19 protein-coding genes are annotated in these 13280 nt (G+C 37.0%); 11 read left to right on the top strand and 8 right to left on the bottom strand.

Features of this window, described 5'->3' with window-relative positions:
* Positions 1-93: 93 nt before the first annotated feature.
* The 4 genes from AC0VX7_RS19555 (at position 94) to AC0VX7_RS19540 (ending at position 4824) form a co-directional block, all read left to right on the top strand.
* Positions 94-1287, top strand: a complete 1194-nt coding sequence (locus tag AC0VX7_RS19555) for an FAD-dependent monooxygenase (protein ID WP_475425519.1) — start codon at positions 94-96, stop codon at positions 1285-1287.
* Between the two features lie 66 nt (positions 1288-1353).
* Positions 1354-2853 carry an MMPL family transporter gene (locus AC0VX7_RS19550; protein ID WP_475425518.1) on the top strand — a complete coding sequence of 500 codons (1500 nt, stop codon included), beginning with the start codon at positions 1354-1356 and terminating at the stop codon, positions 2851-2853.
* Positions 2846-4237, top strand: a complete 1392-nt coding sequence (locus tag AC0VX7_RS19545) for an efflux RND transporter permease subunit (protein WP_475425517.1) — start codon at positions 2846-2848, stop codon at positions 4235-4237. Before AC0VX7_RS19550 ends, AC0VX7_RS19545 begins: the two co-directional genes overlap by 8 nt.
* 26 nt (positions 4238-4263) lie before the next feature.
* Positions 4264-4824 carry a TetR/AcrR family transcriptional regulator gene (locus tag AC0VX7_RS19540; protein ID WP_475425516.1) on the top strand — a complete coding sequence of 187 codons (561 nt, stop codon included), beginning with the start codon at positions 4264-4266 and terminating at the stop codon, positions 4822-4824.
* Between the two features lie 204 nt (positions 4825-5028).
* On the opposite strand, the gene AC0VX7_RS19535 is transcribed toward AC0VX7_RS19540, so the two are convergent.
* From AC0VX7_RS19535 to AC0VX7_RS19505, 7 genes are all read right to left on the bottom strand, one after another.
* The gene (locus AC0VX7_RS19535; RefSeq protein ID WP_475425515.1) at positions 5029-5805 is read right to left on the bottom strand and encodes an alpha/beta fold hydrolase; all 777 of its coding nucleotides are present in this window, start codon (positions 5803-5805) and stop codon (positions 5029-5031) included.
* Positions 5806-6415: 610 nt separating this feature from the next.
* Complete coding sequence (locus AC0VX7_RS19530) at positions 6416-7615, bottom strand: tyrosine-type recombinase/integrase (protein WP_475425514.1); 1200 nt, start codon at positions 7613-7615, stop codon at positions 6416-6418.
* An 18-nt stretch (positions 7616-7633) separates the two neighbouring features.
* Entirely contained in the window at positions 7634-7807 is a 174-nt protein-coding gene (locus tag AC0VX7_RS19525; protein ID WP_475425513.1) for a hypothetical protein, read from the bottom strand.
* Positions 7804-8292: an ImmA/IrrE family metallo-endopeptidase gene (locus AC0VX7_RS19520; protein ID WP_475425512.1), complete on the bottom strand. Its 489-nt coding sequence runs from the start codon at positions 8290-8292 to the stop codon at positions 7804-7806. Before AC0VX7_RS19520 ends, AC0VX7_RS19525 begins: the two co-directional genes overlap by 4 nt.
* Positions 8293-8367: 75 nt before the next feature.
* Entirely contained in the window at positions 8368-9444 is a 1077-nt protein-coding gene (locus AC0VX7_RS19515) for a type I restriction endonuclease (protein ID WP_475425511.1), read from the bottom strand.
* Positions 9445-9471: 27 nt separating this feature from the next.
* Positions 9472-9894, bottom strand: a complete 423-nt coding sequence (locus tag AC0VX7_RS19510; RefSeq protein ID WP_475425510.1) for a lipoprotein — start codon at positions 9892-9894, stop codon at positions 9472-9474.
* 28 nt (positions 9895-9922) lie between these two features.
* Positions 9923-10267 (bottom strand): helix-turn-helix domain-containing protein, encoded by a 345-nt coding sequence (locus AC0VX7_RS19505; RefSeq protein ID WP_475425509.1) that lies wholly within the window; start codon positions 10265-10267, stop codon positions 9923-9925.
* A 166-nt stretch (positions 10268-10433) separates the two neighbouring features.
* Here AC0VX7_RS19505 and AC0VX7_RS19500 point away from each other — a divergent pair, with 166 nt between their 5' ends.
* The 4 genes from AC0VX7_RS19500 (at position 10434) to AC0VX7_RS19485 (ending at position 11844) form a co-directional block, all read left to right on the top strand.
* A complete protein-coding gene (locus AC0VX7_RS19500; RefSeq protein WP_475425508.1) occupies positions 10434-10667 on the top strand; it encodes a helix-turn-helix transcriptional regulator in 234 nt (77 codons plus the stop codon).
* A gap of 165 nt (positions 10668-10832) precedes the next feature.
* A complete protein-coding gene (locus AC0VX7_RS19495) occupies positions 10833-11024 on the top strand; it encodes a helix-turn-helix domain-containing protein (RefSeq protein ID WP_475425507.1) in 192 nt (63 codons plus the stop codon).
* Positions 11025-11096: 72 nt separating this feature from the next.
* Positions 11097-11609 (top strand): helix-turn-helix domain-containing protein, encoded by a 513-nt coding sequence (locus AC0VX7_RS19490; RefSeq protein ID WP_475425506.1) that lies wholly within the window; start codon positions 11097-11099, stop codon positions 11607-11609.
* A 13-nt stretch (positions 11610-11622) separates the two neighbouring features.
* Positions 11623-11844, top strand: a complete 222-nt coding sequence (locus tag AC0VX7_RS19485) for a hypothetical protein (protein WP_475425505.1) — start codon at positions 11623-11625, stop codon at positions 11842-11844.
* 28 nt (positions 11845-11872) lie between these two features.
* On the opposite strand, the gene AC0VX7_RS19480 is transcribed toward AC0VX7_RS19485, so the two are convergent.
* Positions 11873-12031, bottom strand: coding sequence for a Spo0E family sporulation regulatory protein-aspartic acid phosphatase (locus AC0VX7_RS19480; protein WP_475425504.1), 159 nt, complete (start codon positions 12029-12031; stop codon positions 11873-11875).
* Between the two features lie 140 nt (positions 12032-12171).
* On the opposite strand from AC0VX7_RS19480, the gene AC0VX7_RS19475 reads away from it, so the two are divergent.
* The 3 genes from AC0VX7_RS19475 to AC0VX7_RS19465 all read left to right on the top strand — a co-directional run bounded on the left by AC0VX7_RS19475 (position 12172) and on the right by AC0VX7_RS19465 (position 13270).
* Positions 12172-12525: a hypothetical protein gene (locus AC0VX7_RS19475; RefSeq protein ID WP_475425503.1), complete on the top strand. Its 354-nt coding sequence runs from the start codon at positions 12172-12174 to the stop codon at positions 12523-12525.
* A 171-nt stretch (positions 12526-12696) separates the two neighbouring features.
* Positions 12697-13074 carry a zinc-finger domain-containing protein gene (locus AC0VX7_RS19470; protein WP_475425502.1) on the top strand — a complete coding sequence of 126 codons (378 nt, stop codon included), beginning with the start codon at positions 12697-12699 and terminating at the stop codon, positions 13072-13074.
* Between the two features lie 25 nt (positions 13075-13099).
* Positions 13100-13270, top strand: coding sequence for a hypothetical protein (locus tag AC0VX7_RS19465; protein ID WP_475425501.1), 171 nt, complete (start codon positions 13100-13102; stop codon positions 13268-13270).
* Positions 13271-13280: the final 10 nt, after the last annotated feature.

The raw sequence follows: 13280 nt of genomic DNA, 5'->3' as shown, positions 1-13280 counted from the left end.
CTCTATTGTTAGGTATATAAGGTTAATAAAAGAATCTCTTTGCAATTAATGTTAGTTAACGCTAACTTACTTTTGGTGATTGGAGGAATAAATATGAAAAATATTAAAACAGATGTATGTATTGTAGGCACAGGGCCATCGGGCGCTTTACTCGGTTTGTTATTAGCAAAACAAGGACATGAAGTATTGCTTTTAGAGAGGTTCGCTAATCTTGAACGAGATTACCGAGGTGAAATTCTTCAGCCATCTACCCTGCAACTGTTGGATCAGATTGACCTGCTTGAATATATACTGGAACAGCCTCATAAGAAAATAGCACAAGGTGGAATCCATTATAAAGGAAAAAGAATAATGGAATTTAAAATGAATGACATTTCTAAAGAATACCCTTATGCCATTCAAATGGCACAATCAACATTCATTCAAGCATTACTAAAAGAGGCAGAAAAATTTCCGAACTTTAAAATGCATTTCAACTCTAATATTAAAACACTTTTAAAAGATGAAACCGGTCAAGTGATTGGAGTGAAAGGTATCATAGAAAAGGAGCCAGCAGAAATTTTGGCTAAAGTGACGGTAGGCAGTGATGGAAGACAATCTACAATTAGAAAAGAAACATCATTTAAAGAAACGAATGAGCATCATCGCAGTAATTTAATATGGTTCACAATAGATTGGCCATCTCATTTACCCCATGAGTTAATGTATATGTTCACCGGAAAAAATAATTTATTTATGATTCCCAAGTACCCAGATAAAATGCAAATAGGATATACATTTACAAAAGAACAACAAGCTAGGGTAAAGGAAGATAACTATAGAGAAATTAAAGACCTTGTAATTGAACAAATTCGGGAATTAAAAGAACTAGTGGAAAACTCAAAGCAATTTGTCAAGCTTCAAGTCATTTCCTTGACATTAGAACATTGGGCGACAGATGGATTAGTTTTGGTTGGTGATGCTGCGCATGTGATGACTCCGATTGGTGTGATAGGAATTAATGTGGCTTTAGCTGATTCTATAGTGGCTGCAGAAGTAATTCATGAAGCCCTTAACGAAGGTGATTATTCGGTTAATAAGTTGTCAGAGATAGAAAAGAAGCGCAAGCCTGAAGCCGATGAACTTCAAAGGTTACAAATTAAGGTGGAATCATTGATTTTTACTACAAATCCTATTGTGTCCCAATTGCGTCCATATCTCGTACAGTTTATGTCCAAAACACCGCTAGTCAACATCCTTATGAAAAAGTTTTTCTTCCCTGTAAATCTGGAGAAAAAGGCAGGGTAAGTTAATAACGAGTTTTTTTGCTATAGTTGTTAGTTATCACTAACAAACACTATAAGGAGGAAAAGCATGAAGATTCTTCAACGAATTTCAAATATTTTATCAAAGATGCCGATCAAGATTATTTTTATTACATTTTTACTCATCCTTCTTTTGGCGGTAGGTGCTCAGCAAGTCAGAATGGCAACAGGGAATGATACCCTCGTGAGCCGTGATACAAAAGTTTACAAAGATAATGTAATGCTTGAGGAAGAGTTTGGCGGGGAGTCCATTATTGTTCTGTATGAAGCGGATCGTCTAGATGAGTTAATGACAGTATCCAATTTGAATCATATGAAAGATTTAGAGAATCGCCTTCAATCCAAGGATGAAATTTTCAGTATCATCAGTCCAGCAGCAATTGTGGATCAAATGGCTGAGAAGCAGTCTGAAAACTATCAAGAAGGGATTATAGAAGTTATAGATGGATTAGATGAGATGGGTTCGAAGCTGATCGAAATAGGGGATACTTTAGCAAGCAGTGAGGGTGATAATTCTGTTCCAGATATAGATACAAAGATGACAGAGCTTAATCAAGGGCTTTCAAAAATGGTTAAAGGTCAGGAAAAATTAAAAAAAGGTACAACGAATTTAGTGAATGGGTACAGGAAGTTTGGAAAACAAATAAATGATATTTCCATAAAACTTGAACAAGTGGCCGGGCAATTTAATGCTTCCGACCCACAACAAAAACAACAAGGGATGCAGTTAAAACAAATAGGGATTAACCTGAACCAGCTTTCAGCAAAAATGGTCGAAACGTCCGAAAAGTCATCAGCCCTTCCAAACGTAACTACTCAAACGATCAATGGTCTTCAAGGAATGGAAGCAGGATTAAACCAGCAAAAAGATAAGATTTCAGGTTTAAAAGATAAACAGGCTGAACAATTATCAGATATGCAGGAGCTTGGTGATGGTTTGAAGGAAATGGGTGAAAATCTAACCTCGATAAGTGAAAACCTAAATACGATGCTTACCTATTCCGATACAATGAAACCAGGCCTACCTCAAAGTCAAGATACACTAGAGTACATGGTCTATGAAGATGGGAAGCTCAGAGATATGTTTAGTGAACTTATTATCGATGATCGATACATGACCATGGTGATCAAATTTGAAGGTGGAGTTAGTGATGAAGCGAAAAGTGAAATTGTTGCTTCGATTCAATCCTATCTGGAAAGCGAGTCTTTAGATAAGACAGAAACAATGGTCTCAGGTAAACCCGTACTTGATGATTCGATTCGGACGTCCATGAAGGAAAGCATGCAAAAGATGATGATGCTCTCGATCCTTTTCATGATTGTTGTGTTATCTCTCGTCTTTAAAGTAAAATGGCGAATCCTTCCTCTTGTCATTATTTTAGTAGCATTAGTTGGTACAGTCGGCTTAATGGGCTGGACGGGGATACCAATCACAATGGTGTCGATGGCTGTTTTCCCTATTTTGATCGGACTTGGCATTGATTATGCCATCCAGTTCCAAAGTCGATACACGGAGGAAATGATGGAAGGAGACACAAACAATGAATAAACCCCTAGAAGATCGAGCAAAGAAAAGCTTAAATCAAACGGTTGTCAAAATGTTGCCAGCGGTTTTAACTGCATTGGTTGCAACATCCCTTGGATTTATCGCCTTATATACTTCCCCTGTACCGATGATTCAGGACTTTGGGAAAATGCTGACTGTAGGAATGATCGTTAGTTTCTTTGTTGGAGTATTGATTTTAATTCCTATCTTATTTACAAGAGATTATTTTTTTATGAAAGATACAAGAGTTAGACAGAAGAAGGCTTCCACCGAAGTATCTATATTTGAAAGGTTCCTGGATTTTTTTACGAAAAAATTAGTCTTTTTTAGATGGGTAATTCTTTTAATCGCTCTGATCACGGCGGGACTAGGGATATGGGTTGATTTAGGTGCAGGAGTAGAAACCGATGTCGAAACGTTTATGCCACAGGATACGCAAGAATTAAAAGATATTCATAAACTTAGAGATATTCTTGGGACAACGGACCAGGTTTCAATTGTATACGAAGGAGAAAATATTTTGGATCAAGCTACGTTGGAGTGGGTTGATTCGATAACAGAATCCTTAGACATTGAATTTGAAGAGGTAGTTGTGGATACAAAATCAATTACGAGTGTACTAAAACAGATGAATGAGGATGAGCTTCCTTCTGGATCTGATTTGGAGGAACAGATAAATGATCTATTAGATAAACAACGCAAATTGTTAATTAATGATGAGGAAACAAAAGGTGTCATTACTGTAGGTATTAAGCATTTAGAGGCTGAACCGTTAGAAGACTTTATTGATTTGTTAAACGAATATCTTTCAGAAGAAAGTTTGTCCACGTTAGAAACAACCATTACGGGTAAAGCGGTATTGGATGTAGAAATGATATCCGCTCTAACAACAGGACGATATAAAATGACACTGCTAGGTATGGCGCTCGTTTTCTTAGGATTATTAGCTATCTATCGTCATCCTGTAAAAGCTTTTATCCCGTTATTACCGATTATCTTTATTGTAGGCTGGTCAGGGGCGGCTATGTATTTATTAGGTATTAAATATACTCCATTAACTGCCACACTAGGTGCACTGGTTATAGGTATTGGAACCGAGTTTACAATCCTGATGATGGAACGTTTTTACGAAGAAAGAAGGAATGGGCATGCGTCTATTGAGGCGATTCGCATTACCAATAAAAAATTAGGAAAAGCCATTTTTGCGTCAGCGATTACCACTGTTGGCGGGTTTAGTGCATTGCTGATTTCGGACTTTGTGATTTTAAGTAATTTTGGGTTAATGACATTAATTAATATATTGTTAGCTTTATTTAGTAGTATCGTTGTAATGCCAGCTATCTTGATTATTTTGGATCGTTTTGTGAAAATAAAACCTATAGGGTAAAGAGACAAGACGTGGAGTGATGTTTTTTGAGAGATAAAACAGAGCAAATTATTAAAGCGGCGTTAGATGTATTTGCAAAGAAGGGATTTCAGACAGCAACTACTCATGAGATTGCCAAGGAAGCACAAGTAGCTGAGATTACCCTTTTTCGTAAATTTTCAACGAAACAAAACCTATTTATTACCGTAGTTAAAACGGTTATTGAGAAACAATTTACTTCCCATGTAAAAAAACTGGCAAAGGAAGAGGATACAGAAGGGTTTCTAAGTAAAATTATTTATAATCGATTAGAGGTTCTTTCGAAAAACGCGGGATTAGTCAAAATGCTGCTTTCTGAAAGTTTAATGGGGAATTTAGCAGAAGAGATAAATCTTCCAACGATTATTTTTTTAAACTTGAAAAACGGATTAGATCTGCATTTTGAAACTTTAAATAAGAATGTGGATACGGAATTTCTAGCTAGACAATTAAGCGGCATATTCCTAAGCTATATTATTTTACCGATCGAAAAGGATTTTCATGAGTTAGATGAAAAGAGTAAAGAAGAGGTAGTTAAGAAATATGTAAATTCATTAGTCATAGATTAGGTGGGGGCTTACTCCGCCTTTTTATTTCATTAAAAATAAAAGATTGTAGAAACTAACGAGTGAAACAACCACAGGAAGTTATTTCATTTAAAGAAGAAGGAGAGACATTGTATATTGCGCTATTTCCAGAAATGAAAAAGGAATGTCGTAGAATATTGAAAGATCATTATGACATAACAAAAACTCGAGAATGGAGACAGGTACCTATAGATACCTGTCATGTTTTACAAATTGAAAAATTAGCTGGTTCAATTCTTTCGCACCCTTAGTTGGAATACGGTGGTCAACATTCTCGATATAATGCAATTCATTTTGGGGCAATTTTTCATGCAATTGCCTTGCGTAAGAATGAAAGGGCTTATCCTTTTTGCCATAAACCAGTAAGATAGGCTGAATAATCTCATCTAGCTGATTAACACAATTATATTTTAAACTATACCGGTAATATTGCTCAATGTTGCGGTAATCCCCTTTTTTTGCTTCTGAAAACATATTTTTAAACAGCTTTATATTATTTGAATTACTCCAGGAGATGGACCAGGCTAATAAGTTTATAGCCCCTTTGCTTGATAGCTTAATTCCTAGAGAAATCTTCTTTCTCAGGTAATCGTCATTTACATCTGGCATTGCCCCAACCGAAATTCCCCCCAAAGCTCTCTCAGGAAACGTCAGCATGAATTCTAAAACAATAGAACCTCCCGTGGAATATCCGCATAAAAACGCTTTATTTATATTAAGGTGGTCCAACAGCCGAATGATATCATTGATAATCAGTGGATAGGTTATTGGTTCTGGAGAGTATGGACTTTTTCCGTGTCCCCTAATATCAAAAGTAATGATCTGAAAACTTTTTGAGAGTTCTTCTAATTGATATTTGAAGTTTACTGAAGTCAATACAGGCGGGTGGATAAAGACGATCGGAGTTCCGCTTCCTTTTACAGTATAATACAGGCTGGCATTTTTCATATTCAGCATCGGCATTTACTTGTCACCTCAATTCCCTTTTAATATTAAATTCTTTAACGAATTTGACTGATCAGGAAGGGCCGCCTTACAAAGGTCACTCAAGGACTCAATGAATATTTTTTCTTACTTTATTAAAAAAAATGCATATTGTCTGGTAAGTGAAACAGAAGAAAGAATAAGAAGGAGCATTTCAAAAGCATTAAAAATTGTTCCTTTGATGCAGAGGACCCCTTATATTTAACAGGGTGAAGATTTTAGCAACGATGAAATTAATTGAGGAAGAGACTTTACTATCTGAAATTGCTCAAGCAGAATTATCGTACCGAATTTTAAAGAAGTAAACCTAAGCAATTTTGTGGCAGATGAAACGTGGTCTATTGTCAAAAAGACTATAAATAATGAAAAAAGCAGTAAAACCAAATGGTTTTACTGCTTTTTTGAGAGTGGAGAATAGGGGGCTCGAACCCCTGACCTCAACGCTGCCAGTGCACACGATACCTCCGGAACGAAACAAACGTTCTCATCTTAATCCCTTTGTAGTTAGGGTTTTTCAGGTTGGCTACCAGTTTAAACCTGATCGTTTAGGAAGGTTGTCGCCCGTGTTCGGCGACAACTCGGCGACAAATTATGTACTAGTTGCCGACTGTTTCTTTAAGAAAAGTCCGTTCAATTTATTCGCGGCTTCTTGATCTGCTTTTCTAAGAACATGGCCATATGTGTTCATTGTGACCCTAATATCCGAATGGCCCAAGCGTTCCGATATTATCTTTGCATGAACACCCTGGTTGATCAGCAGTGTAGCAGAGGTGTGGCGAAGATCGTGGAGCTTGATATACCTGACACCAGACCTTTTTGTAAAACGGGTCCACCAGGTAGTAGGCGTGTCTGGATGGAAGTGGGTGCCGTCCTCATTGCAAAACACCCATTGCCGGTCTTTCTCAACCCATCTGTCACGCATCCTCATCTTCTCTTTTTTCCACTGCACCTGAAATGACGTTAATTCTTCGACAACTGATTCAGGCAATGAAAGTAACCTTTTCGATTTCTTTGACTTTGGCCCTTTAATGACAGCTCCATTTCTACCCTTTGTAATAACCTGGGTGATGTCGACAGTTCCTTTATCCAAATCCACTTTAGACCATTCCAGCCCTAAACATTCACTCCTTCTTAGCCCTGCTGCAAGGATAAGAGTCAAGAACATTCTCCAGTGAAAAGGTTCGTTTTCAACAGAGGTAAAAAGGGATTCAACCTCTTCTTCGTCATAAACAATAAGATCCTTTTCTTCGGTAATCCTGGGCTTTTTGACATTCTTGACGGGGTTGTCTTTAATTATTTGCCATTCCACTGCACGTTCAAATATATTTCGGATGGTTAAATACGAATCCTGTTTTGTCCTTTCAGACAATGGTTTATCGTCAGCGTCCTTCCTTTTCATATCATTCAGCATATTGATTATATGTAGCGGCTTTACTTGATCAAGTCGCATATGTCCAATGGCGGGGAGGATATGGTTTTTAATATGAGAAAGGTAATTGGCCAATGTTGTTTCGGCTAATTCCCTGGAGGCATATTTCTCTTCCCAGTCCACAACGAAAGTCTCAAGCGTTAATTTCTCTGGTGCAATATATTCACCAGCCTGAACCTCCGTTTTGAATTTATGAAACTCAACTTCCAAATAATCTCGGAGTTTTTTACTCGTTTTCAAGAGCGACTTGTCTTCAACTTTTATCGTCTTATACCGACGCTTTCTTCTACCTTTAGAGTCGTATCCTGTTTCAACTGTAAGTATAAAAGAATTTTCTCCCCTTTTTCGGATGTTCGCCATTCTAAAAACCTCCTTAGTTTAGGATTCCTTCACCTCATCCTTTTCGGGATTCTGGTATCCAATCAGCATGCCGTACAGTTCTCCGTCAATCTCTGTGATGCTATCAAAGATAGGAATTCTTACATTTCCATTTTTATCTGTTCCGGCCTCAATAGCAGTGTTCAATTTGATTAAGATTAGTTTGTTATTCAAGATTCAGTCCTTTCTGCGACCATGGTTGCGCTGTTAATTCGATTCCTGAATAATTCCAGTCGATATTCGGCGAAATCCAAGGTTACGTTAAAAGTATTCCCCAGAAAGTAGATTGCCTGTTTATTAGAATCAGGAATTGCAAGCTTCAAAAGCATAAAACTAGGGACACAGAAATGATAGGCAAATAGGTTCGCCTGATATTCCTGCAATTCCACAAATGGCTGCGGCATGACCAGTTGATTGCCTGCGTGTCGTTCTAAATGACAGACCTCATGAGCAAATTCCTGCCATTGTTCTTGAGGTGACAATCTTTCGTCAATGATGACTGAATGGTTATAGAAACGGCTAGAAATATCCCTATAAAGGACTGAATAGCCCAGTCGGTTTGCAATAGTGTGTAAATCCAATTGCCGAGGGTGATGAATGCCGATTCTGGAATAAAAAATTTGAATCCAGTCCTCGAGCAAAGTTGTTTGGTATTTCATAAGTTCCTCCAAAAAGGGAATGTATGTTCGTGTTTGTGTTGAAAAGAAAAGCCCGGCATGGGCCTTAAGTGGTTTTTATAAGAACTTTTTCGCTACCTCAATAATCTTTTCTTTATGGAAAACAATATCTGAGACTTTTTCAATATTAACTGATGAACGGGAGTCATCGTTAAATTGAATATATTTATTTGTATTGTTTAGACCCAATCTGCAGATCCATTTGCGAATACTATTGTCTACGATAATATTAAAATAACTCAAATTATCTCTATAACTTACACGATCAACCGGAAGTGTTTCTTGCAGTAAAAACCTAACGGTGACAAACCCTTCTATCTCTTCTTCAGTAGTTATGATCTTCGGTTCATTTTTTGATTCTATAGCTTCAATTGCTTCTACAGTAGCTGGGTTTTGTGGTGGTACTTCTTCATCATTATTGGTGTTTTTCAATGCAGCGTTCAACTTATCGTTTACAAGCTCATTGATAAACTGCTTATACCCTTTTTTGATAAGAGGTTCGAATTTTTCTATGGTGTTTTTAGTTTTAATTCCGTCATAAATTTGGGAAATCAAAAATCTAACGTAATCTTCTGAAGGATTTTCACGCTGCTCATTAAGAAACGTTTTAAGTTTATTTAGATACTTTAATTCAGAAGCAGTTGTAAAGATGCTTTCTAAATCAAAACTATCCTTTTTAAATTTCGCTAGTTCAATTAAATTGGTCTCTTTGAGATCTAAAATATTAAACTCGAAGAACGGAGAGGCATCCATTTTATTTTGTTCTTCTAAATCAGTATAGAACCTATATGTGAGACCGTTAGTCAATATTGCAAATTTTGCAGTAGTCGTTCCAAAGTATCTAAACAACTGTGAATCGTGACGTTGTAATTTCTCGCTAACCGATTTCGCTTCAATTAAAATAACTGGTTTTCCATCTGCCATTATCGCGTAATCTACTTTTTCGCCCTTTTTAATCCCAACATCTGCGGTAAACTCTGGTGTAAACTCTTCTGGATTGAAAATGTCATAACCTAGCACTTGAAAGAATGGCATTACTAATGAAGTTTTTGTTGCCTCTTCGGTTTCAATTGAATTCTTAATTTTGTTTGCTCTTACCGATAATGTTTTAACTTGTTCAATGAAATTTTCCACTTGGCTTCCTCCCTGAACTGGTATAGTTTACTTGATTGTTTCATCCATGACTTTCTTATATTTATCAAACTCTGAATCTTCCATATCACCATTCATTTGCAACAAGAAATTTCCTTTGTTATATGTATGAGAGAAGAATAGTGGACCTTGTTCACCAAGCTCATCGTAATACGCTTTTGCTTTTCCTAAGTCTTCTGTGTTTTCAAATTCGTATAGTCTACCACCGGCATCATCGCCAAGAGCAGGAACTAAAATTCTTTTGCCTTCTTTACGTGTATTACCAAATTCTTTTTGGGCTAAATCCGATGGATCTTCTGCTTCCAAACCAGCATCATTGAAAGCGGTAATTAAAGAATCCACAGTAACACTCTCTGAACTTCCAGAAGACTCTTTACTACAACCAGAAACCATAAGCAGAATAAACAATAATAAAATGCCGTATTTCTTCATTAACATTCTCTCCTTAAGGTACTTTAATTTACTTTTCTTTATCCCTTTCCTTAATAAATTCCCAGAACCGAATTAACTCGGCTATCTTCTCTTCTGGTGCGTCCATCAGGTCTTTAAAGAAAACTTGTTTCTCCGGATCAAGAAGTTCTTTCCACATTTCATTACTAGACCCTTGTTGATCTTCACCAGTTAAAAGGTAATCGATTGACACAGAAAACAAGTCAGAAATCTGTTTTAATGTTTCGTAGTCTGGCTGTCTATTTCCCTGTTCGTACATGGCATATGTAGTTCTTGCTATCCCCAGTTTCTTTGCAACATCTTCTTGTCTCCATTTTTCTTTCCTTCTTAAAGAAGCCAATCTATCTCCAAACAATTAAATCCCCTCTTTGCTGTTAAAAAACTATTTATTCCTTTATTATACAGTCACAAAACGTGACAAAAAATAAATTACACAATAAGTGTATTAAATCGTTGACATTACACAATAAGTGACATATACTCTAATTACACGATATGTGACAATTAGTGAGGTGATGTAAATGAGAGAATGGCTTTTATCAGAACGTTCTAAAATGGGTTTGACCCAGGCACAAGTAGCAGAGTCAGCCAAGATGGCAAGATCTACTTATGCGATGATAGAGTCGGGAGAAAGAAATCCTGCCGTAGTAAACGCTAAAAGAATTGCAAATGTACTAAATTTTAATTGGACCATTTTTTTTGAAGATAAATGTCACGAAACGCGTAAAAAATCAAACGCAGCCTTAGGAGGCTAATCATGAGTCCAAAACAAAAAGAACAAATTGTAAATCAAATCATCTCAGTTCATCGAAAACAACATCAGCTATGCTGTGGTTACAGAAGTCATCTAGGAAGTACAGTTTGAACTAAGCGAACTATACCAACAACAAATCATTAAAATTTCATAAGGAGGAATTTAGGTGGAAAGACATACTTTAACTGCCCAGGAGGCAGCACAATACATTGGTGTCCATCTTGACACTATCTACAACATGGTTCGCGAAAAACAAATTCCCCATGTTCGGATAAGGCGTAGAATTATTTTTTCAAAAGAAACCATTAATGCTTGGATGCGTGATCAAGAGCAAAAAAGCATTGAAGCCATCTCATAACTTATATAAATTATAAAACCTTTTTCAGTCACAAATACACAATAGTTTAGGTACAAAAGGAGGAATCAGTTAATGGCCATCGGAGAGATGCTGGCCAGTGCGAGAAAAAGGCAGGGATACTCACAAGAAGAACTATCAACAGACCTTCCAATTTCACGGGAGAGCTTAGCAAAGTATGAAACAGGATCCAGGCGGTTACCTAATGATATGAGGCGCCCTATTGCAGAAGCATTGGATGATGTGGAATTTTATTTTAATACCTGGCAGGATGCTGCAGGCGAAGTAGCCATACCTTACTTTAATGGTGACTATGTGGATCAGCATCCGGCAAGCATGGTATTCCTGGTTAAAAACGAAACGGCTGAAGCACTTCAACAACTAGACCTGGTTTCATGGGCGAAACCAATACATACAAGAACAGAAGCTGAAAGAGAAGATATGAAACGAGTTGTAGGTGAGCTACTGGATGCAGCTGCAAGCATAATCAACTTGGTCGGGGTGCTTTGCCGGGAATACAGATTCTCAATGAAGGATATTTTTAAAGCCTGGAAGCTTAGCTTGAAGCTTCGGAAATTGAATAAATAAAGGGGCATTTAAAATGAAAAAGCTACCGGTTGCAGCTCATTTATCAGACGGGGAATACAAATTACTTTTGCAAGTATATGCAAACCACAATCGAAGCATGGGAATAGAGGAACGCAAGGGTCATACACTTTCCGACATAGACGAGGTAGTCAGAAACACCAGGCAAAACTGCTTGGAAGTATATTTTAAAAATGAAAACTGGTGGCACTATTCAGTAGATGGTAGTTGGTATTGATTCGAATTCTAGAAAAAATTTCTTGATATTAATGTGACAACTTTTGATACTTGATTATTAATCTATCTAAGGTTTGGCTTAATCTTATGGTTTCAGGATCATTAAAACCTTTTGAATTACCGGTCTTGATGAGCTCTTCTCTAAAGTAATTAATTTTTAACAACAATACTTCCTTTGTTATTTCCATTACATGACCTCGTTTTACAAAATTAGACATAAGACTTCTTAATTTTAACAAAAGTCAAATTTGGAATAAAGAGTAAAGTTTGTCCAAATAGTGAACGGTAGATTCAATGAGTTGCAAACAAATTCAGAGGAGGAATAACGATGAAACAACGTCTATATCTGTTAACAGTGCAAAGGGAAATGTTAAAAAATGCTATGAGGAATCAACGCAAATCGTTGGATGGAATGGGGAAAAGGCTGTTTGACATCGTCTATTCAAACATCGAGGGAATGAATCGGACAGTGGAGCTCGATGGCATGGAGATGATCTATATCTCGCAATCTCTTAATTCATATGCAAAAAAATTAAGTAACGCAGGGAAAATCACAGATTCACAGCATTATAGAATGCTTGCTATGGAGATTGAGCAGATCCGTATCTGGTTCCAGCAGACAAACGGTCCAAAGGTCCACATAAAAAAGCAAGCAGCAAGTGCTCCTACACTCACTGCTTGAATATATGTTCAAGAAATCCACATTCACTATATCACTAGAAACCATTCTAGGGCAAGAAGCTTCAATTCTTGCCGTAATGGCCAGGAGTGCATCTAAATGACCCCTTTAGATGTTCCCCTTTACAATCTCCTGGTCATTACGGTGCGCGTTGAAATAGAGAGGAGGGAAGATATGAATCGCACTGAAAAGCGAAGGATAAGACAAAAGATACACAACCTATTAGATACTGAATGCAAAGGTTGTGAGTTCAATGGTAAAAACCAAAATGGTATTTGCAACACTCAATGTCCAGTTGGTGCAAAAATGAGATCCTTGTCTGAAGTTCTTTTCCAAAACAATGAAAAGCAGCCTTCAATGTTTAACGAATCATTAGTGCTTGAAGGTTATACCAGAAAACCCTGGACAGTTGAAGAAGACTTTTATCTGCTGAATCACTTTCATCTTGTTTCATGTGAGCACCTTTCAAAGAAATTTGACCGTACCCCGGTTGCTGTGAAGCACAGATATAACACACTAATTAGGAAACAGAAAAAAGAATCGGCACGGTAAACTTTATTCAGAAGGAGGACAACTTATGGTATTTGAAGTTGATTTTGCAATAAAGATTAACCACTGCTTCCAAACCGCCCATAAGGCTTTCATTGATGCCGAAAATGTTTCTGATTGTTTGTACCAGGCAGAAGAAGAAAAAGAACAGCTCCCTGTAAATAAGAATAATCAGATTCATATCTTCATAGAGGCATAACGCCTTGTTA

The organism is Mesobacillus sp. QJM3NY_10 (genome assembly GCF_056173465.1).
Note: the sequence above shows the minus strand (reverse complement) of the source record. Positions and strands in the feature narration are given on the sequence as shown.

Excerpts from the sequence above, each read along its gene's own strand:
- AC0VX7_RS19550 (WP_475425518.1), top strand. The coding sequence starts at position 1,354 with ATGAAGATTCTTCAACGAATTTCAAATATTTTATCAAAGATGCCGATC.
- AC0VX7_RS19500 (WP_475425508.1), top strand. The coding sequence starts at position 10,434 with ATGAGAGAATGGCTTTTATCAGAACGTTCTAAAATGGGTTTGACCCAG.
- AC0VX7_RS19530 (WP_475425514.1), bottom strand. The coding sequence starts at position 7,615 with ATGGCGAACATCCGAAAAAGGGGAGAAAATTCTTTTATACTTACAGTT.
- AC0VX7_RS19470 (WP_475425502.1), top strand. The coding sequence starts at position 12,697 with ATGAATCGCACTGAAAAGCGAAGGATAAGACAAAAGATACACAACCTA.
- AC0VX7_RS19555 (WP_475425519.1), top strand. The coding sequence starts at position 94 with ATGAAAAATATTAAAACAGATGTATGTATTGTAGGCACAGGGCCATCG.
- AC0VX7_RS19485 (WP_475425505.1), top strand. The coding sequence starts at position 11,623 with ATGAAAAAGCTACCGGTTGCAGCTCATTTATCAGACGGGGAATACAAA.
- AC0VX7_RS19510 (WP_475425510.1), bottom strand. The coding sequence starts at position 9,894 with ATGAAGAAATACGGCATTTTATTATTGTTTATTCTGCTTATGGTTTCT.
- AC0VX7_RS19475 (WP_475425503.1), top strand. The coding sequence starts at position 12,172 with ATGAAACAACGTCTATATCTGTTAACAGTGCAAAGGGAAATGTTAAAA.
- AC0VX7_RS19535 (WP_475425515.1), bottom strand. The coding sequence starts at position 5,805 with ATGCCGATGCTGAATATGAAAAATGCCAGCCTGTATTATACTGTAAAA.
- AC0VX7_RS19480 (WP_475425504.1), bottom strand. The coding sequence starts at position 12,031 with ATGGAAATAACAAAGGAAGTATTGTTGTTAAAAATTAATTACTTTAGA.
- AC0VX7_RS19520 (WP_475425512.1), bottom strand. The coding sequence starts at position 8,292 with ATGAAATACCAAACAACTTTGCTCGAGGACTGGATTCAAATTTTTTAT.
- AC0VX7_RS19465 (WP_475425501.1), top strand. The coding sequence starts at position 13,100 with ATGGTATTTGAAGTTGATTTTGCAATAAAGATTAACCACTGCTTCCAA.
- AC0VX7_RS19545 (WP_475425517.1), top strand. The coding sequence starts at position 2,846 with ATGAATAAACCCCTAGAAGATCGAGCAAAGAAAAGCTTAAATCAAACG.
- AC0VX7_RS19490 (WP_475425506.1), top strand. The coding sequence starts at position 11,097 with ATGGCCATCGGAGAGATGCTGGCCAGTGCGAGAAAAAGGCAGGGATAC.